At 53.6% G+C, this 24,311-nt stretch carries 25 protein-coding genes and 5 pseudogenes; 10 read left to right on the forward strand and 20 right to left on the reverse strand.

The window, feature by feature from the left end; translation table 11 throughout:
* Window positions 1-474: 474 nt before the first annotated feature.
* The 3 genes from ACR0AO_RS22730 to ACR0AO_RS22740 all read left to right on the forward strand — a co-directional run bounded on the left by ACR0AO_RS22730 (window position 475) and on the right by ACR0AO_RS22740 (window position 3,195).
* The gene (locus ACR0AO_RS22730; RefSeq protein ID WP_480608789.1) at window positions 475-1,368 is read left to right on the forward strand and encodes a hypothetical protein; all 894 of its coding nucleotides are present in this window, start codon (window positions 475-477) and stop codon (window positions 1,366-1,368) included.
* Between the two features lie 205 nt (window positions 1,369-1,573).
* On the forward strand, window positions 1,574-2,926 hold the full coding sequence (locus ACR0AO_RS22735) for a DEAD/DEAH box helicase (RefSeq protein WP_480608791.1): 1,353 nt from the start codon (window positions 1,574-1,576) through the stop codon (window positions 2,924-2,926).
* Between the two features lie 59 nt (window positions 2,927-2,985).
* Window positions 2,986-3,195, forward strand: coding sequence for a cold-shock protein (locus tag ACR0AO_RS22740; protein WP_480608792.1), 210 nt, complete (start codon window positions 2,986-2,988; stop codon window positions 3,193-3,195).
* Window positions 3,196-3,663: 468 nt separating this feature from the next.
* Here ACR0AO_RS22740 and ACR0AO_RS22745 read toward each other — a convergent pair whose 3' ends face one another.
* Window positions 3,664-3,882 carry a GDCCVxC domain-containing (seleno)protein gene (locus tag ACR0AO_RS22745; RefSeq protein ID WP_237217120.1) on the reverse strand — a complete coding sequence of 73 codons (219 nt, stop codon included), beginning with the start codon at window positions 3,880-3,882 and terminating at the stop codon, window positions 3,664-3,666.
* Window positions 3,883-3,886: 4 nt separating this feature from the next.
* The gene (locus ACR0AO_RS22750; protein ID WP_170499188.1) at window positions 3,887-4,210 is read right to left on the reverse strand and encodes a hypothetical protein; all 324 of its coding nucleotides are present in this window, start codon (window positions 4,208-4,210) and stop codon (window positions 3,887-3,889) included.
* 98 nt (window positions 4,211-4,308) lie between these two features.
* Here ACR0AO_RS22750 and ACR0AO_RS22755 point away from each other — a divergent pair, with 98 nt between their 5' ends.
* The 3 genes from ACR0AO_RS22755 to ACR0AO_RS22765 all read left to right on the forward strand — a co-directional run bounded on the left by ACR0AO_RS22755 (window position 4,309) and on the right by ACR0AO_RS22765 (window position 6,494).
* Window positions 4,309-4,698 carry a MerR family transcriptional regulator gene (locus tag ACR0AO_RS22755; protein ID WP_480492262.1) on the forward strand — a complete coding sequence of 130 codons (390 nt, stop codon included), beginning with the start codon at window positions 4,309-4,311 and terminating at the stop codon, window positions 4,696-4,698.
* Between the two features lie 503 nt (window positions 4,699-5,201).
* The gene (locus ACR0AO_RS22760; RefSeq protein WP_170430361.1) at window positions 5,202-5,408 is read left to right on the forward strand and encodes a cold-shock protein; all 207 of its coding nucleotides are present in this window, start codon (window positions 5,202-5,204) and stop codon (window positions 5,406-5,408) included.
* A gap of 72 nt (window positions 5,409-5,480) precedes the next feature.
* A complete protein-coding gene (locus ACR0AO_RS22765; RefSeq protein ID WP_480608794.1) occupies window positions 5,481-6,494 on the forward strand; it encodes a fatty acid desaturase in 1,014 nt (337 codons plus the stop codon).
* On the opposite strand, the gene ACR0AO_RS22770 is transcribed toward ACR0AO_RS22765, so the two are convergent.
* From ACR0AO_RS22770 to ACR0AO_RS22815, 10 genes and pseudogenes are all read right to left on the reverse strand, one after another.
* On the reverse strand, window positions 6,486-6,734 hold the full coding sequence (locus tag ACR0AO_RS22770) for a ParB N-terminal domain-containing protein (RefSeq protein ID WP_480492265.1): 249 nt from the start codon (window positions 6,732-6,734) through the stop codon (window positions 6,486-6,488). The genes ACR0AO_RS22765 and ACR0AO_RS22770 overlap by 9 nt on opposite strands.
* A 74-nt stretch (window positions 6,735-6,808) precedes the next feature.
* Window positions 6,809-7,498, reverse strand: coding sequence for a hypothetical protein (locus ACR0AO_RS22775; RefSeq protein WP_480608796.1), 690 nt, complete (start codon window positions 7,496-7,498; stop codon window positions 6,809-6,811).
* 1,716 nt (window positions 7,499-9,214) lie between these two features.
* Window positions 9,215-9,847, reverse strand: a pseudogene (locus ACR0AO_RS22780) (tyrosine-type recombinase/integrase).
* Window positions 9,848-10,417: 570 nt separating this feature from the next.
* On the reverse strand, window positions 10,418-10,990 hold the full coding sequence (locus tag ACR0AO_RS22785) for a hypothetical protein (protein WP_480608797.1): 573 nt from the start codon (window positions 10,988-10,990) through the stop codon (window positions 10,418-10,420).
* Window positions 10,991-11,376: 386 nt separating this feature from the next.
* Window positions 11,377-12,492: an alanine/ornithine racemase family PLP-dependent enzyme gene (locus ACR0AO_RS22790; protein ID WP_480608798.1), complete on the reverse strand. Its 1,116-nt coding sequence runs from the start codon at window positions 12,490-12,492 to the stop codon at window positions 11,377-11,379.
* On the reverse strand, window positions 12,489-13,688 hold the full coding sequence (locus ACR0AO_RS22795; protein ID WP_480608799.1) for an N-acetyltransferase DgcN family protein: 1,200 nt from the start codon (window positions 13,686-13,688) through the stop codon (window positions 12,489-12,491). The genes ACR0AO_RS22790 and ACR0AO_RS22795 overlap by 4 nt, the downstream gene beginning before the upstream one ends.
* A 92-nt stretch (window positions 13,689-13,780) precedes the next feature.
* A complete protein-coding gene (locus ACR0AO_RS22800; RefSeq protein ID WP_480608801.1) occupies window positions 13,781-14,635 on the reverse strand; it encodes a hypothetical protein in 855 nt (284 codons plus the stop codon).
* Window positions 14,625-14,978: a hypothetical protein gene (locus tag ACR0AO_RS22805; RefSeq protein WP_480608803.1), complete on the reverse strand. Its 354-nt coding sequence runs from the start codon at window positions 14,976-14,978 to the stop codon at window positions 14,625-14,627. Before ACR0AO_RS22805 ends, ACR0AO_RS22800 begins: the two co-directional genes overlap by 11 nt.
* A 3-nt stretch (window positions 14,979-14,981) precedes the next feature.
* Window positions 14,982-15,290 carry a hypothetical protein gene (locus ACR0AO_RS22810; protein ID WP_480608804.1) on the reverse strand — a complete coding sequence of 103 codons (309 nt, stop codon included), beginning with the start codon at window positions 15,288-15,290 and terminating at the stop codon, window positions 14,982-14,984.
* A gap of 446 nt (window positions 15,291-15,736) precedes the next feature.
* Complete coding sequence (locus ACR0AO_RS22815) at window positions 15,737-16,489, reverse strand: Crp/Fnr family transcriptional regulator (protein ID WP_480608829.1); 753 nt, start codon at window positions 16,487-16,489, stop codon at window positions 15,737-15,739.
* A gap of 136 nt (window positions 16,490-16,625) precedes the next feature.
* Here ACR0AO_RS22815 and ACR0AO_RS22820 point away from each other — a divergent pair, with 136 nt between their 5' ends.
* Window positions 16,626-16,859, forward strand: coding sequence for a hypothetical protein (locus tag ACR0AO_RS22820; RefSeq protein ID WP_480608805.1), 234 nt, complete (start codon window positions 16,626-16,628; stop codon window positions 16,857-16,859).
* A 125-nt stretch (window positions 16,860-16,984) separates the two neighbouring features.
* Here ACR0AO_RS22820 and ACR0AO_RS22825 read toward each other — a convergent pair.
* Window positions 16,985-17,450, reverse strand: a pseudogene (locus tag ACR0AO_RS22825) (DDE-type integrase/transposase/recombinase); the annotation flags it as partial.
* A 47-nt stretch (window positions 17,451-17,497) separates the two neighbouring features.
* On the opposite strand from ACR0AO_RS22825, the pseudogene ACR0AO_RS22830 reads away from it, so the two are divergent.
* Both ACR0AO_RS22830 and ACR0AO_RS22835 read left to right on the forward strand, forming a co-directional pair.
* A pseudogene (locus ACR0AO_RS22830) lies at window positions 17,498-17,659 on the forward strand (IS110 family transposase); the annotation flags it as partial.
* 327 nt (window positions 17,660-17,986) lie between these two features.
* A pseudogene (locus tag ACR0AO_RS22835) lies at window positions 17,987-18,438 on the forward strand (transposase); the annotation flags it as partial.
* Window positions 18,439-18,571: 133 nt separating this feature from the next.
* Here the strand turns inward: ACR0AO_RS22835 and ACR0AO_RS22840 are convergent.
* Window positions 18,572-19,207: a hypothetical protein gene (locus ACR0AO_RS22840; RefSeq protein ID WP_480608806.1), complete on the reverse strand. Its 636-nt coding sequence runs from the start codon at window positions 19,205-19,207 to the stop codon at window positions 18,572-18,574.
* 369 nt (window positions 19,208-19,576) lie between these two features.
* Here ACR0AO_RS22840 and ACR0AO_RS22845 point away from each other — a divergent pair, with 369 nt between their 5' ends.
* Entirely contained in the window at window positions 19,577-20,128 is a 552-nt protein-coding gene (locus tag ACR0AO_RS22845; protein ID WP_480608808.1) for a 2OG-Fe(II) oxygenase, read from the forward strand.
* 160 nt (window positions 20,129-20,288) lie between these two features.
* Here ACR0AO_RS22845 and ACR0AO_RS22850 read toward each other — a convergent pair.
* The 6 genes and pseudogenes from ACR0AO_RS22850 to ACR0AO_RS22875 all read right to left on the reverse strand — a co-directional run.
* Window positions 20,289-20,492: pseudogene (locus ACR0AO_RS22850) on the reverse strand (IS630 family transposase); the annotation flags it as partial.
* Window positions 20,493-20,564: 72 nt separating this feature from the next.
* On the reverse strand, window positions 20,565-20,696 hold the full coding sequence (locus ACR0AO_RS22855) for a hypothetical protein (RefSeq protein ID WP_480608809.1): 132 nt from the start codon (window positions 20,694-20,696) through the stop codon (window positions 20,565-20,567).
* A gap of 115 nt (window positions 20,697-20,811) precedes the next feature.
* Window positions 20,812-22,440 (reverse strand): chaperonin GroEL, encoded by a 1,629-nt coding sequence (gene groL, locus ACR0AO_RS22860; RefSeq protein WP_480608811.1) that lies wholly within the window; start codon window positions 22,438-22,440, stop codon window positions 20,812-20,814.
* Between the two features lie 44 nt (window positions 22,441-22,484).
* Window positions 22,485-22,772 (reverse strand): co-chaperone GroES, encoded by a 288-nt coding sequence (locus ACR0AO_RS22865; RefSeq protein ID WP_480608813.1) that lies wholly within the window; start codon window positions 22,770-22,772, stop codon window positions 22,485-22,487.
* 49 nt (window positions 22,773-22,821) lie between these two features.
* The gene (locus tag ACR0AO_RS22870) at window positions 22,822-23,058 is read right to left on the reverse strand and encodes a hypothetical protein (RefSeq protein WP_480608815.1); all 237 of its coding nucleotides are present in this window, start codon (window positions 23,056-23,058) and stop codon (window positions 22,822-22,824) included.
* Window positions 23,059-23,265: 207 nt separating this feature from the next.
* A complete protein-coding gene (locus tag ACR0AO_RS22875; protein WP_480608817.1) occupies window positions 23,266-24,270 on the reverse strand; it encodes an IS30 family transposase in 1,005 nt (334 codons plus the stop codon).
* Window positions 24,271-24,311 lie beyond the last annotated feature (41 nt).

The following is a 24,311-nucleotide window of genomic DNA, read 5'->3' on the forward strand; positions in this document are numbered from 1 at the left end:
GGTATCAGCAAAAACACTGTGCTCGACATTATGAAACGTCATCGCGAAAACTCTTAGGGTGTCATTCTGCCCCCAGCCGGAACAGACCCCACTGTGCTCGACATTATGAAACGTCATCGCGAAAACTCTTAGGGTGTCATTCTGCCCCCAGCCGGAACAGACCCCTTCGTCGGTGCTGTGCGGCGGCATTCCCCGAAACGGCCACTGGACACGGGGCGCAGCATTTCGAGCTGCGGAGCGTCTGCGATGCGGCCCTTTGTTGGCGCTCCGCTTCGCCGGGTGCAGCAACGCCGCTGCTCCAAAGCCGCCCTTCGAGATGTGAAGCAGCACAACACGTGGGGGCCTTGTAGAGACAGGACGAAGCAGCCGTTCGGCGGGGTAGCAGCCAGTGTCGCTTTAAAGTAGAAAGCATCAATCGAAACTATCGAGCGATTCCACAGGCGGCACACCCACCCAGCTGGTTCGCAGATCGAATTGCGCACGCCCTATTTTCTAAATCATCCGCGATGGAAACAAACGCCTGACAAGCCGAGTATCGGCAAGGATAAGCCTTTGGATAGCAGCAAAATCATCGAGAATGCGGTCAGCAAGCTCGCAAACAGCATGAGAATTTACGTTGAAGCGCAAATGCGTTTTGGCGAGCTGTTCAAGATCGACGCCGAAGAAGCGATTGATAATGTCGATAGTGGCTTCGAGATGAAGCTTGAGGCGTTCCATACGCTTTATGATGTTTCAAAGAAACTATTTCCCTATTTCGATCATGGCGATACCGCCCTGATGATAGCCATACGAAACGCAACCCATCACTGCGATCACCCGCTCTTCACGAGTCTGAAGCGACGCCTGCACCTTGAGCGAGGTGGAATAGAACCCTGGCTCGGCGCGTCCTTTTTGCTCGCCAGCCACCCGGCGGCTCACGGCGCTCCTATCCTAATGTCCCATCATGTAAGATTGGACGATCTGGACGCACGCCTCGACCCTTCGCGTGCATCGCCATATCTGGACGTCTCTGTGAAAGGTGCGAAAGCGACCAATCGGTTCATGGTGATCGATGCTCAACTGGGACTGCCAGAAATCCGCGCTTTCCGTTCGCAGCACAGATACCCCGACGATCAAGCATACCTCGATCTTATGCCGATTTTTATCTCGGCTACATGCAAGATCTTCAAGGTGCTGAAGGCTGAAGGCATAAATTTCAATGGTTTCGATGCCAGTACCTATCTCGTCCCCTTCACGTCAGAGCTCAATATTGACCTTTCAAGCCCACAATTCTCGCAGTTGCGCCTACGCGGTTTTGGGCCACTCGATCTTATTCCCATTCCCATCGAGCAAGAACGGAACCGGGAGTCGACGTCTGCTCTGAAATGAGTTGTTGCTTTCTTAATCTTTGCCCTGTAGGTGAGTCGCAATACCGCGTGTGGATGACCAGATCAGCGGCAATGTATTCTCGCCCGTGATCCCCAGATCGTTGTCTTGAATAGCTCCATGAGAGCACAGAAACGACGGCGGCTATTTCATACGAGCTTCCCAGTAGATTAGAGAGACCAAGTGCCGATGGCGGTGAACCGCATGTATGGCACGAGACCAAACGCTATTGACGACATTTGACACATTCGGCCTTGCCGAGCCCATCCTGAAAGCCATCAAGGCTCAAGGATATTCGACCCCCACGCCCATTCAGGCCAAGGTCATACCGCTGCTTCAATCTGAGCGCGACGTGATCGGCATTGCCCAGACCGGCACGGGAAAAACCGCCTCATTCGTATTGCCCCTGTTGCATCGGATTGAGCGTGAGAAATCAAAACCTATCCCGAAACAGTGCAAGGCCCTGATCGTGACGCCCACGCGCGAGCTTGCGGCGCAGATCGTGGACAACATCCGCGCTTACAGCCAGTTCAGCCAGATTTCGGCGACGCTTGTTGTCGGTGGCATGCGTCCCGGCGGACAAATCAAAGCCCTCAGCGGTGGTGTGGACATCGTGGTGGCAACGCCCGGTCGCTTGCTCGACCACCTTGGCACAGGCGTCATCGATCTGTCCGCGACCCAAGCCGTTGTGGTGGACGAAGCCGATCAGATGCTGGATTTGGGCTTTCTGCCCAGCATTCGCAAGATCATGGAAAAGCTGCCCGAAACACGGCTGACGGCGCTGCTTTCGGCAACGATGCCGAAACAGATCAGAGTGCTTGCCGATGACTTCCTGAGCGATCCGGCAGAGGTTCAGGTGGCGGCTGTTTCAAAGCCGATTGAACGCATTGCGCAGAGCGTCAGGCATGTGGCCAAGCAGGACAAACGCCGTGTCCTGGCGGATATTCTGTCGGACAAGGACGTGCATCGCGCAGTCGTATTTACCCGCACGAAGCGGGGCGCGGACAACGTCTGCAAGCACCTGATTGCTGCCGGGATCAACTCCACCGCCATTCATGGAAACAAAAGTCAGCCACAGCGCGAACGCGCCATGGCGGGGTTCCGGTCGGGCGCGACCACCGTCCTTGTGGCCACTGATATAGCCGCACGGGGGATCGATATCGACGATGTGTCCCATGTGGTGAATTACGAGCTTCCGAATGTGCCGGAATCCTATGTGCATCGCATCGGTCGGACGGCCCGCGCAGGCAGAACCGGCACCGCGATTTCGCTGTGTGATCGCGAAGAGATGTCCCTCCTGCGGGATATTGAAAAGCTGATTGGCAACAGGCTGCCACGCGGCTCAGAAGCGCAAGACGAGCCTGTGAAATGCAGTCGGGTTGCAAAGCCACAAAAGCCCAGTGCTGCCCAAACTATACTGTCGCCAAAACCGCGAGTGATCAACCACGCAACGCGCCAGCGGAACGGACACCAACAATACAAGATCGAACCCGCTCAGGCGCAGGACGGTCTTTTGCGAATGCTCTCCAATATTGGTGAGTTCCCCCAAACTGCTGCCTGATTGCAGCAAGCAGCCCAGCCAATCCCGGCGGGCGCATCTGTCATTGAAAGGATATTCTCATGACGACCGGAACAGTAAAATGGTTCAACGAAACTAAAGGCTACGGCTTCATCGAGCTGGATAACGGCAGCGGCGACGCATTTGTTCATATCAGCGCTGTTCAGCGCTCCGGCCTCGACGGCCTGAAAGAAGGCGCAAAAGTCGGCTTCGATCTGAAAGAAGACCGGATGCGCGGCAAGTCTTCTGCCGAAAACCTGCAATTGCAGTAAGCAAGCTTCAAATGATACCAGTCAGCGGAAGCAAATGCCGCTGACTGGAAGCCCAACCGCCTGAATGCAGCCATTCGCTGCGGTGCATCCGATGATCAGGTTGGTTTCTTTGCCGCCTTGCGGTGCCGCAGCGACCTGCGACCTCGTCCCGATTTGGGAGCGACCTTTCACCTGGACATCGCACTTTCGGCCTAACCACCTGCAAATGCTCACGTTTTCCGGACTGCAAAGATGAGCCGGCATCGTTCGCCGTCTAATAGGTCGCTTTCCGACTTGGGGCGGTGAATTCACCGTATGAGCCCAACCTGTACCCTGGATTTTATTGCTGCATGCGCTTGCAGCAGTAACAACATTGCAACTGCCGAATATCTTGTGCGGCCAAGCAGCGGAAAGAACTGTCATTCATGCAAATAGCAGCGACGCTCGCGGCGGCAGCTCACAGTTCGCTCAACAAAGCCGTCCTTCACTTCATCCGCAACAGCTATCGCCTAGCTGAATTGGTGGACACGGGACCGTGGCATATGAACAGTAAACACAACAGTCGCCTTCCAACGGCTTCAAAACTGTTTTGCATGACTTGCATTCATAGAACCACTGGCAAGCATCCGTTGGCATTTGCTCGGTTTCGCTGTGGCCGCACTTCGGGCAAATCAGGGTGCTTTCTAGGACTACAGTTTGTTTTGTCATAGTCTCACATCTGCATGATCAGGTAATCGTTAATCCGTGCCTCGTTAAACACAACGACCCAAGCCACGCCGGTGATTAGAGTCGTTCCTGCAAGCCGCCATTTTAACGTCGGTAAGGAACCGCGCCGATAAGATACCAGCCACGATATCGCGACGAGCGCCGTTGAAATCGTCAGCACATAGTAACTCGCTGCCGCAACCTTCCCAAAGATTGCCAACCAACTGCCGCCCAGCCCCAGTAACATCATCATCATGGGCAAAACGCAGCAAGTCGCGACGCCAAGCGCTGATAGCGATCCCAAATAGCTGAGGCTAAGGTACTTCTGCATTCTGTTTCCCTGATGGACTACGTCGCGCGGAGTTGTAGAGACAACAACCTCTCGTATAACTTCTGTAGCCACTACAGGATCAAGACAGGAAATCTCACATGTTTGCGATTGGGGAGGCATCCCGGCAAAGCGGTGTCGGAATTGAAACTATCCGCTATTACGAACGCGAAGGGATCGTGCCGAAACCAGAAAGGGCATCGAATAATCGACGCATGTACTCTGCGCACGATGTGGGACGGCTTTGTTTTCTAAGGAAGTGCCGAGACTTGGGTTTTTCGCTTGCCGATGCAAAGGTGCTTCTCAACCTGTCCGAAGGTGATAGCGAGGATTGCCAATCCGTTAAGGAACTGGCCGAGCTTCATATCTCCAATGTGCGTATGAAGATAATCGAACTTAAGCGATTGGAGGCCGCCCTGAATGAACTTACGGCCAACTGTAACATCGGGAACGTTTCTTGCCCGATGCTTGCGCAGATACGGACCTACTAATGGCATTTTGAGGCTCGCAGTCGCCCTATGCCAACGCAGCATGACCCAAGATTCGGGCCACGCAGAATCTACCGTTCGTTAGAGAGGTCAACTCGTTGATTTAGCAATGTTTCAATCAATCAATGAACATTTGTGCGTCGCCGCGGTGTTCTTGAAGCACGCGGCGATTTCGGACAGTGAGCCCTACCTGCCGTGCCTGAGCAATCAATTTGCTACATACGCAGTCGGCAAGTTTTATCAGAAGTCGACCTCTGATTTCCGAAACGCAGAGCAATGGTTCTGCTTATCTTTGTCCCAAATTGGGCTAGGCAGACTCAGATATTCTGTTGCTTTCCATTGTATCAAGGCTTGTATCGTGCGTACTCGAAGTCCATATACACTAGGCTTACGTTTTTCTTTTTCGACCTGCTGTCTCCTCAATTCGGCGTTCAGTCTTTCGATTCAGACCGACCACGCCGAGTCGCCGCAATCATGCGGGCGACATGTATTAGGAGACTTCCACCATGGCAAATGGCACAGTAAAATGGTTCAACTCGACCAAAGGTTTTGGCTTCATCGAGCCTGAAGACGGTAAGCGCGATGTGTTCGTGCATATCTCAGCACTTGAACGTTCCGGCATCAGCGAATTGAAGGACGGCCAGAAGGTTACCTTCGACGTCGAAGCTGGCCGTGACGGACGCGACAGCGCCGCCAATCTGGCACTGGCCTGACCTTTTACGGGCACCCTTCTGGGGTGCCTGTTTGCTCAGAGGGTTCCTAAGTGCCGTTGGAGAACAAGTCAGTTGCAACAGCAGGAATTGACCCGGGCGCTCGCGCAATACCGTGTGCCCGATACGAAGCGTAGCGTTTTTGAACTGACAATCACTGTCATCCCCTTTTTCGCGCTATGGGGCGCAGCGTGGTTTGCGCTATCCCTTAGTATCTGGGTCACTGTTCTACTGGCCATCCTGAACGCCGCATTTCTGGTGCGTCTCTTCATCATCATGCATGATTGTGGTCACGGATCATTCTTTAGAAACCGTACCGTTTGCAATTGGACAGGTCGGGTCTTGGGTGTTCTCGCCCTCACACCTTATGACGTCTGGCGGCAAAGCCATGCGATTCACCACGCCTCAACCGGCAACCTTGATCGGCGTGGTATGGGCGACATCCCTACGTTGACCGTAGAGGAATACCTGAAGCGAAAGTGGGCCGGTCGTGCCGCTTACAGGTTGATCCGGAACCCCTTCTTCCTGTTCTGTATCGTACCGGTCTACACGTTCTTTCTTCAAAATCGCTTGCCTTTTGGTTTCATGCGGTCAGGCTGGCTGTATTGGGCAAGTGCAATGGGAACAAACGCCGCGATTGCGGTGGTCCTGGCTGCTATTTTTTGGACCGGAGGCCTGGATGTACTGGTTTATGTATTCCTGCCAACCATGATTGTCGCCGCGTCGATTGGTATTTGGCTATTCTATATTCAACACCAGTTTGAACACACGACCTGGGAGCGGGAAGAGGTGTGGAATCTTCAGAACGCCGCATTCTATGGAAGTTCTCACTATGCCCTGCCAGGCATCTTGCGGTGGTTCTCTGCCAATATTGGTGTGCACCATGTTCACCACCTTGCCAGCCGCATACCTTTTTATCGGCTAGACGAAGTTTTGCGTGACCATTCCGAGTTGGAAAATTGCCAGCGTATTACTCTATATGAGAGCTTTCACTGTGCACGATTGCATCTTTGGGATGAAGAAAGTCAGCGCTTGCTGACATTTTCCGAGGCTTTGTCGAACGCCAATCCCAACAAGAGTTTAGTGTAGCCTGGCACGCACCAAGTAGGCTTCGACAGTGTCTCCTCCGAGGGCGCGAATGGCCTCTAGTCGGTGAAGGCCTTCAATCAGCACGAACCTTTTGTTGTCCGCTCGTACTTGAATCGGGGTCTTCTGGCCGTTCTTCAGGATATCTTCGGCCAGCGACAGGACTTTTTGCTGATCAAGTGTTTTTGCACGTTTCACAGGTACATAGATCAGGTCGAGCGGGTATGGTTTTTTCTCCAGCATAAGCTACGAGGGCAACCTTTCATGCATTTGTTCCGGTCCAGAGTTCGCTTCAAAGGCAGGCGCTGGAACGTGCGTCATAGAACCGAACGAACAGCATCGCGCAGTTCCTGATGCATGATCCAAGTCGCAGGTTCATCGTCACTTTCGATGTGAGAAAATGCCAGGACCTGAGCGGCGCCATCATTCTGTGCCGATCCGGCTTCGGGAAGTTCGAGTTCCAGGTATTCTGCGATCAATAGCCCGATTTTCTTGAAGACCTTGACGGACGCCTCGCGCGATTTGTAACCGGCGACCCGAGACAAGTGACCAATGGTCAGACCTTCCTTGCCGGCGAATGTAAGTGCTTTGAGCATTGTGACCTGCGCCGGGGTTAGCCTGATCTGGCGCAATGCCTCGGCATATTCTCGATCACTGGGAACGAGGGTGCCGGAGTTTCCCTCCAAACGGCGTTGACCGCTACGTTTCCTGTCTCGTTCTTCGAGAATTTCTTTTAATGCTTCAATGGCCAATGCTGGTGTTTCGCCAACTGCATCAGCAATCATTGCCTGCGTTTTGGCTGGTGGCTTGGGGAATGCGCGCGCAACGCTGTTACCGCTCAGAATACCAGCCTTAATCAAGTACTTTCCGAACTCTTCTTCAATCACTCCTGATACGTCGGCGTTCCGCGACTTACGAACACTGCGGTCCTGAAATGCTCTTTGTTCCAGACCACGAACTGATATCTTTGGACCGTGAAGGGTTACTTGAGGGGCATTTTTGCGCATCAGAGAAACACCACCACAATTATGGCCGCAACACACACTGCTAACGCAATAGATGTTTTAATCCCGTAGGATCTGCGACGAGCCCTTTCGGCTTTGAGCCTTTTACCCAGATTTTCGTCAATCGAGTTGTGGTTCACGGCTTGGTCCTTCCGGATATTTCAGGCGGTATTGGTTTCCATTAACCTATTGTCGCGGCACAGTTTCGGTGCACTTGTCATTCTGTCGTGTGTACGGCCGATTGCATTCCCAACCGTCACCTCTCCGATTCAAGTGAGCATTTGAAGGGACAAGGATCGCAACGCACCTGTCCTGTTTCGCGCGAAAGCCACGTTCACATTTCCATCCAGAGTAGGTTTCAGGCGCAAGGTATGCATGCAGTGGAACGGCCACAGGCTCACAGCCGCTCTCCGCTGCCCTGTAACCTCTGAGGCATAGCCAACCATCCACGCTATTTTTGTCAGTCAGACGGCCGTTGCTTGGAACATTAATCGCAACACAATCCTGGCTTTCCTTACGAAATCCCCAGTTGCAGTGTATTTCCTGCACGCCAAACCTGGTTTCGACGTACCCATTCTGAGGTGAAATCACTTCTTCGCATTTGTCCCCGACTCGTCGGAAGAGCCGATTGCACTCCCATCGATCTCCGGTCGATGCAAGATATGCGTCTTTAGGAACTGCTATTTCCTCACAAAGATCTCCAACACGCTGGAATCCATGGTTGCATTCCCAACCTGAACCATAGGAACTGCCGGTCAAATGCGCATTTTCAGGTGCGTTTGCTCTTTGGCACGATCCGTTCTTGTTTTCGAAACCTTCGTCACATACCGATCCGTCGGCATTGCCTGCGACTTGGGCAGGAAGCTGCGTTCCTGAGAGCGGCACCAAAAGGGTCGGGATCAGGCAAAGAAAGCGGCGCGAAAACACGATGAATGACTGATTGAAACGGAGCCTGAGACCTGATCTATCGAGCATCAAGCACGCTAATTATTAGCCATGTGTTGTTCATACGGCGCCTTCTTTCATGGGTCTCGCGATGACTGGGGCTTGTCAGGTCACAGTTGCGAAAGCTTGCGAGGAACGAGCTCATCACGAAGACCCCAGCGAAACCCGTTCCTGTGCTGGGGCACATGCTACAGTTAGTCTGAAGGCCATTGGATCATCGAAGCCGGCAGCATCGCGGCGACGAGTAATTTTCACCAATGCACTTTAGTGGTCCTTAGCCAGCATAGAGTCAAGGAAGTTTCCCTCGTCGCAACGCTAGCTCCACCAGGGCAGATAGTTTTTGAAACTGCCGGTGACCAAGATCCCTGGTGAACTACCGAAAGAAATTGTCTGGTATTAGTTTTTTGTTGTGTCGATTTGGGGCCAGACTAGCAGCGGGTGGCAGTTTATGTCCGCGTTTCAATTGTCGGGCCTGAGTGAGGTGAAAGAGGAGTATGTGATCAAGGCTTCCTCGTGACTATGAATGACTGGCCTGACGACATTGGCTGCAAAGCAGCGATTTTCGCGCCGCTTCTGCACAAGTACTCGCGGCGCAATCAAATGGCCGCTCGGTCCCGCACCTTGTAAATTGCGCCTGTGCCGAGAAATCTGTGCTGCGAGCGCACGCAACAAGATTTTGACACTTCCGCTCAGGGCTCGCTACGTCCCACCCCTGCGCAAAAGAACTAGAACCGCTATGGATTGGCGACCGACAACGCCGCTCGCCAAACTGTCTCAGATGTCTATACGTTCTGCAATGCTTAGCGCGTCTTCCAATTCAACGCCCAAGTATCGCACGGTGCTGTCGACTTTTGTGTGCCCGAGCAGAAGTTGGACCGCCCGGAGATTTCCTGTCTTGCGGTAGATCTCAGCTGCTTTGGTTCGGCGAAGCGAATGCGTGCCATATCCGCTCGGTTCCAATCCGATTGCGGTCACCCAGTCTCGAACCAGCCGGCCATACTGTCGCGTCGAGATGTGTGGTCGATCATGGAATCGGCTTGGAAACATGAACCGGCTAGCAAACATTTCCGGCGAATTTACCCATACCAATACAGTTTCTCGCGTGTTTTCCGTCAGTTCGAATTGAACAGATCGCTTGGTTTTGCTCTAGATCACCGAAACACGTTCACGGACGCGATCGTCTTTGACAAGATCAGTCACAGCGAGTTTGACCAGATCGCAGCCGCGAAGCTTGCTATCAATCGCGACGTTGAACATTGTGAGATCACGCAGATTTCCAGCAAGTTCGAGCCGTGCACGGATCGCCCAGACCTGTTTTGGGAGTAGCGGTCGTTTCTGACCGATGATCCGCCCCTTGTTCCAAGCTCTGGTTTTTGGGGTGACTGCGGGTAGTTGGACTCTTGGCATATTATGCACTCCGATCCACCCTCCGCACCCAAGCAACAGCACCGCGCTGACCATCGAATAGTACAAGCGGCGTGAATGCCTGCTGTCCAATTATGAATACTGGCATGGTCTAAGTGTGTGCATTCGGCGGCTTGAGCCCATATCACTACGCAGAAGAACGGTTCGCGTCCAAACCGCGCGTACGCTTCGTCTTCAGCACCGATTACCGGTCGGGTTCCACGTTAAAAGGCCCGGGTCAGCGGGCTGGGTCAGCACCAATAAGATAAAATGAGATATGATCAGAAAAGCTGGTAAGACCGTCGTCAGGTTATCAGCGACGCCGAGTTAACCCGGGGCTTACCGATACGCCATTTCGCCACGCGCTCAACCCCTTGCAGCGCCGACAAATCCGTTCTCCGAATCCTTCGCTCCAGAACGGAGTTCTGCAACGAAGGCACGGGCGTTCCTGCGGCACGTCATTTTGAGCGCGAGCCATGATCGCATTTGTTTCGTTGTCGGGGTCTTCCATCAGTTCTTAGCCTCGATTTCTGTTTTGGTTTACTCCGCGGCTGGAAAAGAAAGTTCCGAGCCCTACGCTTTGAGTTTGAATGAGCTGCCCATTTCAGTCCGTCCTATCGGGCGGCCTGCAATCCGAGGGGTTTTATTAGGACGAACCGGCATTCCTTCATTCTCGGCAGCTTGGACAGCGAATGCATACCGAGAGTCGCTTCCGCACACTTGCCGTGGGGCTCGTTGGCTTGATGATTTGTCGTCTGCTTCAGAAATGAACGAGCCCGAGTAGAGGTGCCGAAGTTGAGTCTCAGACACACCATCAGCTTCCATGATCAGTTGCACCATCGGATCGGCCAAAAGTTGGTCGAGCAGGAACTGCGACAACTGCTTTGAAGACAACTTGTCCTTTGCGCGTGCACAGTCCAAATCAGCAAGAGAAACGGTCAAGGTTCGCGCCAGACCGGGGTGAGATTTCCGTGGATGCAGACAGATTAGTACTGATGCCTTCCAGGCTTCTGGGTCCGAATAATCTGGTGGTGCGGAAAGCTCTGTTTCTATGTCGTATTCGCCTGCCGGGAGTAATTCGTCGAAGCCAGGGAAAGTAAACGGCCTGGAAAAGACTGCGATTGTCTTGCTGACTATCTGGTCCATTTGGGTAGTTCTCCTTTGCTGATACCGCTCGCTCGGAGATGCAGACAAGAACAAGCCACCTACTCCCGGCAGGGTATTATTAACTTTGAGGTTTAGGCTTTGGTTTTTCGGGGACGGTGTCAGGCCCTTCCGACGTCGTTTCTTTTTTCGGTGCGTCCGCATCGTTTTCCTTCAGTGCGGCAGCCGCTCTGGTCGTCAGGTCTTTGAAAGACATCATTTTGATCCTTTGATTGTCCGCACCACCCACGAGCCCAGATGGGGTGTGAAAAGTGAATGCGGATACCACCAATATAGGTATTGGTGGCCCAATTTACTACGTAAACCTGTAGAATAAGACGGTAGACTGAAGTTTGGGTTTAATCGGCGACGATCTTGGTGCGCTACCTTCACTTCGAATATGGGCGATCATTGTTCGCAGCGGTGCATTCTGCCAATGCGCTAGCACCACGGAAGACCTTTGCAACATCAGGTGCTGCCATGCTACGCGAAAGCGCGCTATACTTCATTCTCAGCTTCATCTCGCCACCAGCGCGAGCCGGACAATCGGTGGTTTCAACAACGATATGATCACTGGTAGCTCCGATGAACGTGACGCCAGCAGGAAATACAAGACCCGCCGCATCGGTGTCCTGAAGTCCAATGGCAAGGATCGACCGAGTATTCGAAGGACTGTCTAAAGTCACACACTGCATTGAAGGTATAGGGTAATTCATTTGCACGGGATTTGGGTTTGATTTGGCTTTCGTTTCGATCACTTCCGCCCAAAGCGTGAAAACATCGGTGTAAAGCCCGTTGATCGCGTACCCCGACACGGGATCGGTACCCAGCAGGATGGCCTCACCCAGACGCAGGTTGTTGATCTTTCCGGGCGCCCCCTTGCCAAGCGCCCATGGCAAACTGGCAGAGCCGCCGCCTGATACCGTTTCCAGAGCGGGTCCACTTGCAAGTTCGGTGTCTACGGCAAACGACGAAAGCAATTCCATTGCTCCTGCAGATGGTGCAACATGACCCAGACAGGCAAAATTTGCGCCAATCCCCTTCAAAGAAATCCCTTCCATTCTAAGAATTTGAGACACAGTGCTTTCAAGGTGTTCAGACAGGATTCCTTCCCGCATATCCCCCATTTCCACCATCAGGATAATATTGTGAGTAATGTTCTTTCCCAGCGCCTCGATGGCCAGGCTGGCGATAACGTCCATCTCTGTGTTGAAGCTGACATCGCAGTTATCAACGACTTGCGCGACCTGGCTCAGCATGGGTGTTCGGATCAAGGATATGGAACACGAGATTCCAGCATTGCGCATACGCATGATATTGCTGATCCGCGCGTCCGCCAGCCCTGTCGCGCCACCTTCAAGCATAGCATTCGCAATCTCCGGATGACCGCACACGGCTTTTGTCACGCCTGTCACCGTAATTCCGCGGGGTCTAAGGTGGTCGACCAGGAACCGTGTGTTGTACCGAATTTTATCTAGATCAACGTCGATACGCAGCTTGTTCATTCAATCGACGTTACAGGTACAGGCTGCAAGCGCGGAAAGGCAGAAAGAACCATGTTCACCAAGTTTGATGTAGGACCGTTCAATGCGTCAGTAACCGGGAGGTACAATTTGCAGTTATAATCTGTGATGGCCTTTGAAATCTCAACTTCATTCATACCTTCATGGTTGATCGTCATGCCAATTACCTCTGTGTTCGCAAACGCCTCGATCAGGGTGATTTCATCGCAAGGATCGGGCATAGTCATGTTTGGGAAGTCGCATCGACGTTGTCGCTTAGGCGCGTGTTGAAGAATAACTGCATGTGGCTGACTGCCTCGCAGAATAAAGGCTGATGTACAAAAGGCTGGATGGCTGAGCGCGCCCTGGCCCTCGATCACTATGACATCGGGGTGCTCACCTTCAGAAGCAGCAACAACAGCGCGCTCAAGCTCACCACAACAAAATTGCGGCGGCACCGAATCCATCGCGACACCATACTTGGCGCCCTGCATCAAACCTGTCTGGCCGGTGCCAACTAAAACTGTTTTGATCCCATGCGTGTTAAGTGCGTTTGTCAGGATTGTCGCGGTCGTACGCTTTCCAATTGCACAATCGGTGCCGAACACCGCGATGCGGATCGCCTGGACGTCTCCAATACTGCCATCTAACAGGCGCAGGTCGGGATTTGGCCGCGGCTTGCGAATGTCGCGTATCGTGACATCGTGAATTTTGGCAAATCCGGCGAGCTCCTTGTCATCGCTAAGAAATTCATGCAGCCCACTGACGATGTTCATTCCGAGCGTTATCGCATCCACAACAACTTCGCGATCCTCAAGGGACATTCTGCCGCTGGCCGGCGCCATTCCGTAAATAAAAGTGTCGGGGATCGTAGCTTCATTAGCGACGGCGGCATCAAGATCATCGAAGATGGGAACCTGATTTGCGATATTATCAAGCACTTTGCCACTGTCACAACCGCCATACGTGCTGTCGATCACCGAAAGAACGCGATAGGCCTGTGAATGTCGAACGAGACCATTAGCCGTCTTGCCATCGATCTTCGCGAAGTTTCCTTCGCAATACACAATTGCAGTCGGTGTATCTGTCACGAGTGTCTTGCGGTGAAGCTCTGGAAAAACTGCTTGTTCAGGCGCCAGCTTTTGCGCATCGCTGGCAATGAACTGCTTGGCATCCGACGCAATGGGTACGGGTTTCATATTTGTTCCTTTTTAGAGTGTGAAACGCGCGTCCTTGGTAAGGACGGGCAAAAATTGTGAAGTTTGGGAAAGTGGGCTTTCTGTCTGAATTCTCACTGGTTCAGAACACACAGCCCTTCTGATCGATGATAGTTTTTGTGGCATTGCCACCCATTGCCGGATCGGTCGATATGGGCATTTGCCGGTAGCTCGATTGCATTGCAGCGATCACCGGACGCCTCGTAGCCACGTTCGCATTTCCATCCAACTCCATGGATCGCGTCATCGTAGAAAGCATTTTCAGGCACAAAGACGGCATCGCACCGTCCGTCGCGCTCAAAATACCCACGCTCGCACGTCCAGGGACGCCCGCTGGTTGATGCGTTCAGAAAAGCGTTTTCCGGCACCGCTACTGCCACGCATGCTTCTCCGTTTTTTTCGTAGCCACGGTTGCAACGCCATGCAGATCCATAAGTGCTATTCGTCAGGTAAGCATTATCCGGCACCACGATTTTCTGGCAGCTATCGTCTACTCTTGTGTATCCACGCAGGCACCGCCACCTCTCACCTGATGGATCGAGATATCCACCTTCAGGCACAATCACTTCAGTGCATGAGGTGCCGCCAACTTCAACAAAGCCGTGCATACATGCCCACCCTGAGCCGTATGTTCTGTTTGTGGGGTAGGCATTTCCCGGCACGACAATGGCAACGCATTCTTCGCCTTCCAACCGATAGGACAAATCGCATTCCCAACCGTCGCCATATTTTTTGGGATGCGCATTATCCGGGACCGAATTTGTTTCGGCCGATGCGGGATTTGATGAGATAAAGGAGCCCGCCAAGCAGCTGAAAACGCCAACAAACAGCGCCGTCATAAAGTGAGAGTAAAACCAGTGCTGATTTTTTCGATTTGTCCTGGTGCAAACGGCGTTGTCCGAATGTTGAGTGATTGAGTTACGATCCATCCAGGTTCAGCCCTTCGATACAGGCCTGTGCTAGATCTTTATTAGGAGTTTGAGATCCCGGTACCGTTGCCCAGCCGGCTGCCATAACGGCATCCTTCCGCTTGAAAGACGAAGCTTCTTTGATCGTCGTTATTTTTTCGGCGCGTTGGGAGTCAGTTCTAGCCATGTCGACGCAGATCGGAACCAACGCAGCGATTACATTGTCGCGGGACATGGCGTTGGCCATCTTGTCCGCGTTACTGCCCGTCATCCATCCACCCCAAGAAAATCCAACAACGCCGACGAAAATCCCTCCGATCAGGGCACCGTAGATTCCGGGTTTGAGCCATTCGGGCGTGTTCATAATCTATTCCTCCTGCGGGGAAAGCGCCGCATCGCTGTCATTGTTAGATGTGGCCAAGGTCTGGTCGTGCTTAAGTGCCAGTTCGAGATCTTTTTGGTCTACGGGGCGCATTTCTGTGCGGCCTGGCTTGCTGCCTTTGCTCTGAACCGTCAGGTAGGTTCCGGTTCTGCGATATGCTTCGAAACTCAGACCCAGTAGTAGTTCTTCTTCAACAACCACTACATACTCACCTGCAGGAAGTTCATCCGGGTAGCCGGACAAAGAGAACGGATTTAAAAACGTCACCAAAGAACTGGACGATCTCGTGCTCACCTTGGTCCTCCATATAGTTTGTTGGATCTTCCCCGCGCAGTCTGCTGCGGAATACGCTCGTAAGCGCCGCGGAAGTACTGGCGTTGCAAATTAGGATAATGTGCAAATGGCAGACGCGCGCTGATCGATGTTAGTCGGCGGCCAATGACCTGAGATTTTTTTGGAATCTCAAATGCATTTGGTGCCCGAGGATCAGGTACTGCCAAAAATTGACTAACCTGCGTCAGTGCAACGATGTTTGGATTCCGGCAACGTGATGTGTGTTGGCGGGATATTTGCTGGCGTGTTCTTAACGAGTATTTAAGAAGCGCAGGAAATCCAGTACCGCAATCGGACTGTATTTATCTTGCGCTTCTTTTTCAGTGAAATCCCAATTCTGCCGAAGCGAATAGCGTCTCTAACCAGGCAACCATCATCAAAATCTGGACATCGCCGGAGGGGTGAACCTATTGCTTCAACAGTGGCCCGGCCTGATCCAGATAAGTGGGGTCAAAACCGGCCAACGTCACCAGTCCGTCATAATCATCAAATACCACTTGCCCGGATTGAAATGTAACCAGCCCCTTCTCCCGCAGTTGCCGTAGGACACGATTAACATGCACGGCACTCAGTCCTAGCGTATCGGCGAGGTGGTATTGTGTCAGTGGGCAGGCGTATCCCATCTTGCTGCCGATCCCGACCTGAGTCAGCCTCACACCAAGTTCCAACAGAAAATGCGCCATGCGCTCACCCGCATCTCGCCGTCCTATGTTGACCAGGTGCTCAACCACCATCGCTTCATCTCGAGATACCGCCCAAAGAATTGCTGTCGCCAGCCGGGGTGTTTGCGCGAATGCTTCCAGGAGATCATCCACTACTACCTCAATGGCTTGGATTTCCATGATTGGTTCTATGCTGTGATCCGAGGTGTGCAGCAGAACGCTCCGCAAGCCCAGAAAGTCACCCGGTACTTGGAAATCGACGATCTGACGAGACCCGTCAGTCTGGGTTTTGTAGGAACAAACCCAGCCCGAGACCAGAATGTAGGCAGCCTGCTCTGATTGCCCCTGATACACAAGATCACGTCCCGTTACAAAGGTTTTGCGACGCTTGTGCAGACGCGCTAAAACCGCAAGTTCAACCTCAGACAGCGCGACGAAGTTTGAGAGCTTTCGGGTGAGCGGACTGTTCTTGATAGCGAGCAAACATTCTTCCTTCATCAATGAGCCGTCCGCGAAACTATCCCACGCGAAGACTGCTTTCGATCAGTTAAGTATACAGAAATCTATGCCAGTATGGTGCAATTCATCGTGGCGCTTCCTTGCTTGGACGCCTGATAAAAAAAGGACGTCTACCATGGCCGAACAGCAAGACTACTCAGGAATGGCCGCACTCTCAATTTGTGAAGCGCTTTTGCTTGCAATGAACGATCGTGAGCTCCTCCCCGAACATGAGATTGTGGGAGTTTTGCGTGACGCAGCCGCTGCCCACGAAGCAGCGGTCGGCAATAACGATGAAAAGGATATGCACCAGGCCGCCGCTGTTCTGATTAACCGGATCATTGCTTCCGGCTATCGGGTTCGGCAGTAGCTTAAATTCCCATGTCGGAAAAACAAGATTACGTTCGTCAAAAAAGCTTTACAGCGAATAGACGCACTTTTGGTGGTATTGCCAACTTGTAGATTGATGTCCGTGTAAACCGTTTTGCCGTTTGCTCAGAAGGCCATTTCCGTAGTGTAGTCTGCCCACAAGCTGAAGGCGTCGGCTCTGGCTTGGCGGTAGTTGGCGGCGGAAAGTTTTTGGCGACGGGGGCAAAAGATCAGGTTGATTTGACCATGGGCGGACAGAAACCTCTGCGCGTGTCGGGGCGACTTGAAACGCCCGGCAATCTTTTCCTGTTTTCGGGTCGACCCCTGCAACACTTCGATGGTGTTGTTGGGGCCTTTGTGCGTCAGATGGTCCGCGTCTGGAGCCAAGGCCATTACCGGCTTGATGTAACTGCGCAATCAGCCGGTTCAGAAATCGCTTTGCCGCTCTGGCATTTTGCCTGGGTTGCACAAGAATGTCCAAAACGTTGCCGTCCGCTTCGATGGTCCGCCAAAGCCAGTGCTTTACGCCGCGGATCGAAATAACGTCTTTGTCGAGGTGCCATTTATCGCGCGGCGCAGGCCGGTCTCTCTTGCTGCCGCCTATCGCAAAAAGAGGGCGAGAACAATTTGGCAATACCGGCTCGTGAGTTGTTCGCGCTTCACGACCGCGAGTATGCCCAGTTGCAGAACGAAATCGAAAAAGTCGAGGCGCGACTGATGGCTTGGCATCGCACGGACGAGTGCAGCTGCCGTTGGACGCAGATTCCAGGCGTTGAGCCGATCGGCGCACTGATGATGGTCACCGGCGACCAGTTCGACGCCAATGCTGCGCTATTAGCGCATGGTCGTGCAGCATAAAGATCTGCCATTTAGGGAATGCGCAAATGGCGCAACCGCGAAAGGCTGAGTCCGAACTTGCAGGAAACGAACAGTTAGTGTGATCGATCGATCCAAGACGCGAGAAAATTCGTACGATGCAAGGCTCTCAAAAGGCCGCAGACTTGTTTGGAACTCACGTTACGGAAACCATCTTGGCCCGCGGTCATGCGCGGCTGCAATCAGAGGCCGGAACTATGATCGCAAGCGATGGGATCATGTCGCTGTTCAATATCGTGCAAGAAGGAGGCCGTCCACATATGTATCGTCCATCTGGTGTGCCATTCCCTGAACTTCTGTGCTTGGAAAGACAGGGAATTGGTGGCTGCTGATTTGCGCCGGATTTACGGGGCCGCTACGGCAGATCACGCCGCCGCGGAACTGGATGGGTTCGAGGAAAAAGGGGCCGGAAAATACGCCTCCATCGCCCCTGCCTGGCGGCGGGCATGGGCCGAAGTGATCCCGTTCTTAGCCTTCGATCCGGCAATCCGCAAAATCATCTATACGACAAACGCCATCGAGGGCCTCAACCCGGTGATCCGAAAAACCATCAAAACGCGTGGCTCATTCCCGACTGAGGAAGCCGCAACCAAGTTGATCTATCTGGCCTCCGGAACTTCGAGAAAGGTGTCAGGAATGTCCGCGAGTGGTTTGCCGCGCGCAACCAGTTCGCTATCATGTTCGAGGAGCGCTTCAATGCGTGACAATATCTGAAACCCGCTTGGACCGGGTCAGATACACAGACTTCATGACACTCCTTCACGCGATGCTTTTTTGCCTGTCTCCAATCGTAGAACGCGTTTGTGACACGGTGTTACGAATGTCGCACCACGTAGCTTATTCTGTGCCGTTTGCCGGTAGGGTTGGAATGATATCGGAGCCAAGTACAGGAGTTCTTGGCGGCGCGACACCCAAGCAAAGAAGGGTAAATTGTATCCTGCCACTCCAGGCATTGCCCCACCTGTCATCGCTCAGCGTGAGTACTGACCTTAGATGGGCAACTGTTTCCGGACCGGTTTTTTCAATTTTGTCCACAAAAACATTCACAGAACCAAACCCGTAATTTTCATCTGTTGGATCAACCCATTGAAATTTTCGGTTGAACTCGCCGTAGGCCAAGGCCCATCCATTCAGTGCAGGGATTGCTGTAAGCGTGGACTCTGGGACCGTTAAGGCTTTCTTGGCAATAACTACTGGACTGGCTTTCCATTCAGTTGTCGCTACTTCGTCTTCCGCGACATAGACCAAAACCTCTACAGGAATCGCGCATACAATGCTTACTGGGCCGGTCTCGGCAAAGAAGGCATCTGGCGCGAAGAACCCACTAATTGTTTCAAGGTTTCGAGGCTCGTAAGTAGGTTGATGGGAAGTTTCTGGGTCGTCATCGTCACGCACAATCTGAGCTGCAAGCGCAACGGGAACACAGCCCAAGCCTATCACTGTAATTGCAAACATTGATTTAAAACTGAGCACAAATTCCTCCCAAATTGGTCTACATTCGCCAAAGAATACTAGCACAACCTAGTAGAAGACGGCCTGAACCGCTTACTTTCATTTTGCGCGACAGTGGTTTGAGAAATTGGATTGCACTCAAAATTGACCATTGGTTACACTGAAGACGAGGGCAATGTTCCTATAGTTTGCATTCTACAGTTATCCTTCAGAAGAACATACTGACGCGCTGCCTCATCTTTCCCGCATGGACCGCCTCAAAAAAAGGCGGCAGATGCGTGGCGCAATTGCAGCGCCTGAATTCGACCACCAAGTCGGCGTACCGTGGGAAGAGTTGGCGCGTTGCAGCTAACCGTGACCGGGAATATTCCTTTGTGTATGGGTGCACCGATGCTGACACCGCTGAAATGGTCGGAGATGTTTTCGCACCGTGAGTGCGAGGAAATCGTCGGCATGGCCAAGGCACAGGGCCTACACGAGGCCAGGCTGGTCCGTGGACCACAAAACCAGAGTATCCGGTCCGCTCAAATTGCCTGGCTCGATGAGGAAGGTGAAGCCGGTTGGGTTTTTGCGCGGATGACAGACACCGTACTCGCTGCCAATCGGCAGCATTTTCAATTTGACCTCACCGAGTTTGCCGAGCGCGTTCAAGTCGCCTTTTACGATGCCGGTCAGTTGGGGCATTTCGACTGGCACATCGACATTGGTGCTGGCACTTTCGCTGCCAAGCGCAAGTTGACGCTTGTCGCGCAGCTCAGTGATCCATCAAGTCATTCCGGCGGGTACCTCGAATTGAACGCCACAGGACAGTTCGAAGTCGCAGGCGCAGCGCAAGGCGACGCAGTGCTATTTCCAAGCTTTGTTCCGCACCGCGTGGCTGAGGTAACCAAGGGTAACAAATATTCACTGACGACTTGGGTCCACGGTCCGGCTTTCCATTGATATTCTCAGACGTGGCCGGCTTTCACGCTGCCCTTAATTTCTGGGCGCAGACGTATTCGAGGCGGAACCTCAGAATTTTGTGCCCCTAATGTCTGGATATCCACAGGCCGCCGCGAAGTGATCGCACATCACCCAGTGAGGGAATTAAAGCACTTCCAGATTAACCTGCGACACATCCGGCAGCCTGAAAGTAGTTCCAACATTCTTGCAGGCAGTACATTTCACAGATTTCTCCGACGGCTTGGAAGACGGATGTGAAAGACCTTGCCCCGATCCGGCGCAGGTGAGCTTTGAGTTTGGAGAAGGCCAATTCAATCGGGTGCAGATTCGGTGAGTATGGCGGCGGGTACCGCGTTCTCGCTCCGCGTCGTGCTGTTTGCGAGCCTGAAGCAGCAAACGATTGAACTTGGCTGTTTTGCACGCCAAAGATCAGAGGTTACTTCCGTTTGTCCCCGATATTGAGCGGCGTCTTTCCCTTGGCGAAATCGGCCGTTGCCAGGACCTGCTCCTTTACTTTTTTCGGTTTCTTCACTTCAAGATTTCCGCGTTTCTTGTTGTCTTTGGACATCTGATTTCCTCCAATGTCATGTTTGTTGGGTGATTTCAAATGATCAGACGGATACAGACGTTTCTTGCCGGCCGAATTTCTGTCGAACGTAGCTGGATAGAAGCATTGAACCGGTTTACATCATGCCGCTCATGGGATCCATTTCGGACATTCCGCCGGGCCTTTCCGGCTTGTTTGCTACCATCACCTCCGTCGTGATCAAAAGGCCCGCTATCGACGCAGCGTCCTCCAATGCGATCCGCATGACTTTGGTCGGGTCGATGATACCCGCCTGCTGCATGTCGCCATACTTCTCCAACTGAGCGTCGAAACCGAAGGTCGTGCTGGCGTTCTCGATGACCTTGCCCGCGACGATCGACCCGTCGACCCCTGCGTTTTCCGCAATCTGGCGTAGCGGCGCGTGGATCGCGCGGCGGATGATCTTGATGCCGGCATCCTGATCGGGATTGTCGCCTTTCAAGCCGGCCAGAATCTTGCCTGCGTGGACCAATGCTGCCCCGCCACCGGGAACGACGCCTTCCTGCACCGCCGCGCGCGTCGCGTTGAGGGCGTCGTCCACCCTGTCCTTGCACTCCTTGACTTCGATCTCGGTGGCACCCCCAACCCGGATGATGGCAACGCCTCCCGACAGTTTGGCCAGACGTTCCTGCAACTTTTCCTTGTCGTAGTCCGAGGTGGTGTTCTCGATCTGGCTGCGGATCTGCGTGATGCGCGAGGCGATCCCGGCCTTGTCGCCCGCACCATCGATGACCGTGGTATGATCCTTGGTGAGATCGATTTTCTTAGCGGAGCCGAGCATGTCCAGCGTCACTGTTTCCAGCTTCGTCCCGAGTTCGGCCGAGATGAGTTGTCCACCCGTCAGGACCGCCAGATCCTCGAGCATCGCCTTTCGGCGATCCCCGAAGCCCGGCGCCTTGACGGCCGCGACCTTCAGTCCGCCGCGCAGCTTGTTGACGACCAGGGTGGCCAATGCCTCGCCCTCGATGTCGTCGGCGACGATCAGAAGCTGCTTGTCGGCCTGGATGACCGCCTCCAGCAGAGGCACCATGGATGCAAGGGAGGTCAGCTTCTTTTCATGAAGCAGGATGGCGCAGTCTTCCAGCTCCACGACCATCTTCAGCGTATTCGTGATGAAGTAGGGGCTCAGATAGCCGCGGTCGAACTGCATGCCCTCGACCACATCGGTCTCGGTTTCCAGCCCCCTGTTTTCCTCGACGGTGATCACGCCTTCTTTTCCGACCTTGGCCATCGCTTCGGCGATCTGCCGACCGATCTCGACTTCTCCATTGGCCGAAATGGCCCCAACCTTGGCGATCTCGTCGCTGTCAGCGACCGGTCTGGACATGGTCTTGATCTCGGCAACGACCGCAGCCACCGCCCTGTCGATGCCGCGCTTCAGATCCATCGGGTTCATGCCGGCGGCGACGGCCTTCATGCCTTCCTTGACGATGGCTTGGGCCAGAACGGTCGCGGTTGTGGTGCCGTCGCCGGCCTCGTCGTTGGTGCGGGACGCCACCTCCTTCACCATTTGTGCGCCCATGTTTTCGAAATGATCCGAAAGCTCGATTTCCTTGGCGACGGTGACGCCGTCCTTGGTGATGCGCGGAGCGCCGTAGGATTTGTCGAGAATGACGTTTCGGCCCTTGGGACCAAGGGTAATCTTGACGGCATCCGCCAGCGTGTTGATGCCTTTCAGCATACGGTCGCGGGCGTCGGTACTGAAGCGAATTTCCTTAGCGAACATGTTGTGGGCTCCTGAGACTGAGGTTGCAGTGATGGATTACGGACTCAGGCGATCACGCCGAGAATTTCGCTCTCCTTCATGATCAGAAGGTCTTCGTCGTCGAGTTTGATCTCTGCCCCGGACCATTTTCCAAACAGGATCCGGTCGCCGGTTTTCACGTCCATCGGGATGCGCTCACCGTCCTCGCGTCTTCCGCCGGCGCCAACGGAGACGACTTCGCCTTCTTGAGGTGTTTCCTTTGCGGTGTCCGGAATGATAAGCCCGCCGCTAGTCCTTTCGTCGCCTTCGATGCGACGAACAAGGGCCTGGTCGTGGAGGGGAGTGAGTTCCAAAGAACTGTTCCTTGTCGAGGTTTCGGTTCGAGACTACCGCCGCAGTGGTTCACGAGCGTCGAACCGAGTTCCCGCCGGCGATGATTGAGGTGATCAGGTCTGCCACATGCTGATGCATTTCCATTTCGAGTTCGGTGCCGACGGCGTTTTCATAGGTCGCAGCTGCGTCACAGAGAATCCCCACGACCTCGTGCTCCTGCAGCAGCCCGTGATCGTTTATCGCAAGCAGGAGCGCCTCGCAGATCGATAGGGCGGACTGGCCTGCATGTTCGCTCGCCGTGGACACCCAGGTTTCCTTCCTTGGCATCGTGAACGGGGGAATGTGAGGTTTAGATGCATCCGTACTTATCGCAGGAAGTGCTCTATACTGTACTGATCCAAAGCAGTGTCCCGACCGATTCTCCGGGGTGTCTGACGTGAGCGCCAATGGGACAGTTTAGGTGTGTGAGCGATACCTGAACTGCGACTCCAGTCGGTAGTCAGGGTAGGGACCTCATCGCATTTCCTCCAGCATCTTTTCCCGGAAGACCTCTGCCGGTGTCTTCCACCCGAGGCATTTCCTTGGCGTTGCGTTGAGGCGGTCGCAGATCATTTTCAATTCATGATCTGAGACCGCCGTGATGTCGCGCTTGCGAGGTAGCCATCTTCGCACCCTTCGATTGGTGTTCTCGACGGTGCCTTTCTGCCAAGGTGAAGAGGGGTCGCAAAACCAGGTTTGCGTTCCGATCTCGGCCTGAAGATGTGGCCAGCTGACGAACTCAGTGCCGCGATCAAAAGTGATCGATTTGCGCGCCAGGTGGGGCAAGTCGCGGACGGCCTTCATGATCTTTCCCATCACCGGTTTCGTGCGCTTGTTCGGGTTCTTCAGCAGCACCGTGAACCGGCTCACGCGCTCGACCAGTGAGGTCACATTTGATTGCCCAAAACGCTGCTTAAACAGCACAAGGTCAGCCTCCCAATGGCCGAACTGACGGCGGTGCGCGACATCGTCTGGGCGAAACAGGATGCTCACATCACGATCGAACTTTGGGGCCCGGCGCTTTCTGGCGCGACGCGGCCTGCGAGACTTCCGATGCTCTGGAAGGTACCACCAGGGTTCCTGGGCCATGCCTTCCTTAGAATAGATGTATCGGTAGATCGTTTCCTGGCAAACACGCAGCTTTGCACCTTCGTAGATCATCCGATTGCCGATCTGCTCCGGTGTCCAGCCGTCTTTGATGCGCGTGACCACAGACTTACACAGATCAGGATGACGGATTAGTTTGCGCTGAACCGAGCGGCGTTTCTGCGTCTGTTGATGTGCAGCATGACCGAAGTAGCCTGCGTACTTTTTGGGAAACGCATCATCATCCCAGAAATTGCGTTTTAGCTCGCGAAAGATCGTCGATTTGTGACGCTTCAGAACCCGCGCCATCTCGGCGACAGGGACCTTGGCGTGCCACCAGTCCTCTATTTTGCGACGTTCCTGAAGGGATAGTTGCGTGTAAACGGCGCCCATGGCATGATCTCCCATTAGATAACATGTTGTTTTCTAACAAG

It is taken from the genome of Ruegeria sp. AF8 (genome assembly GCF_056541825.1).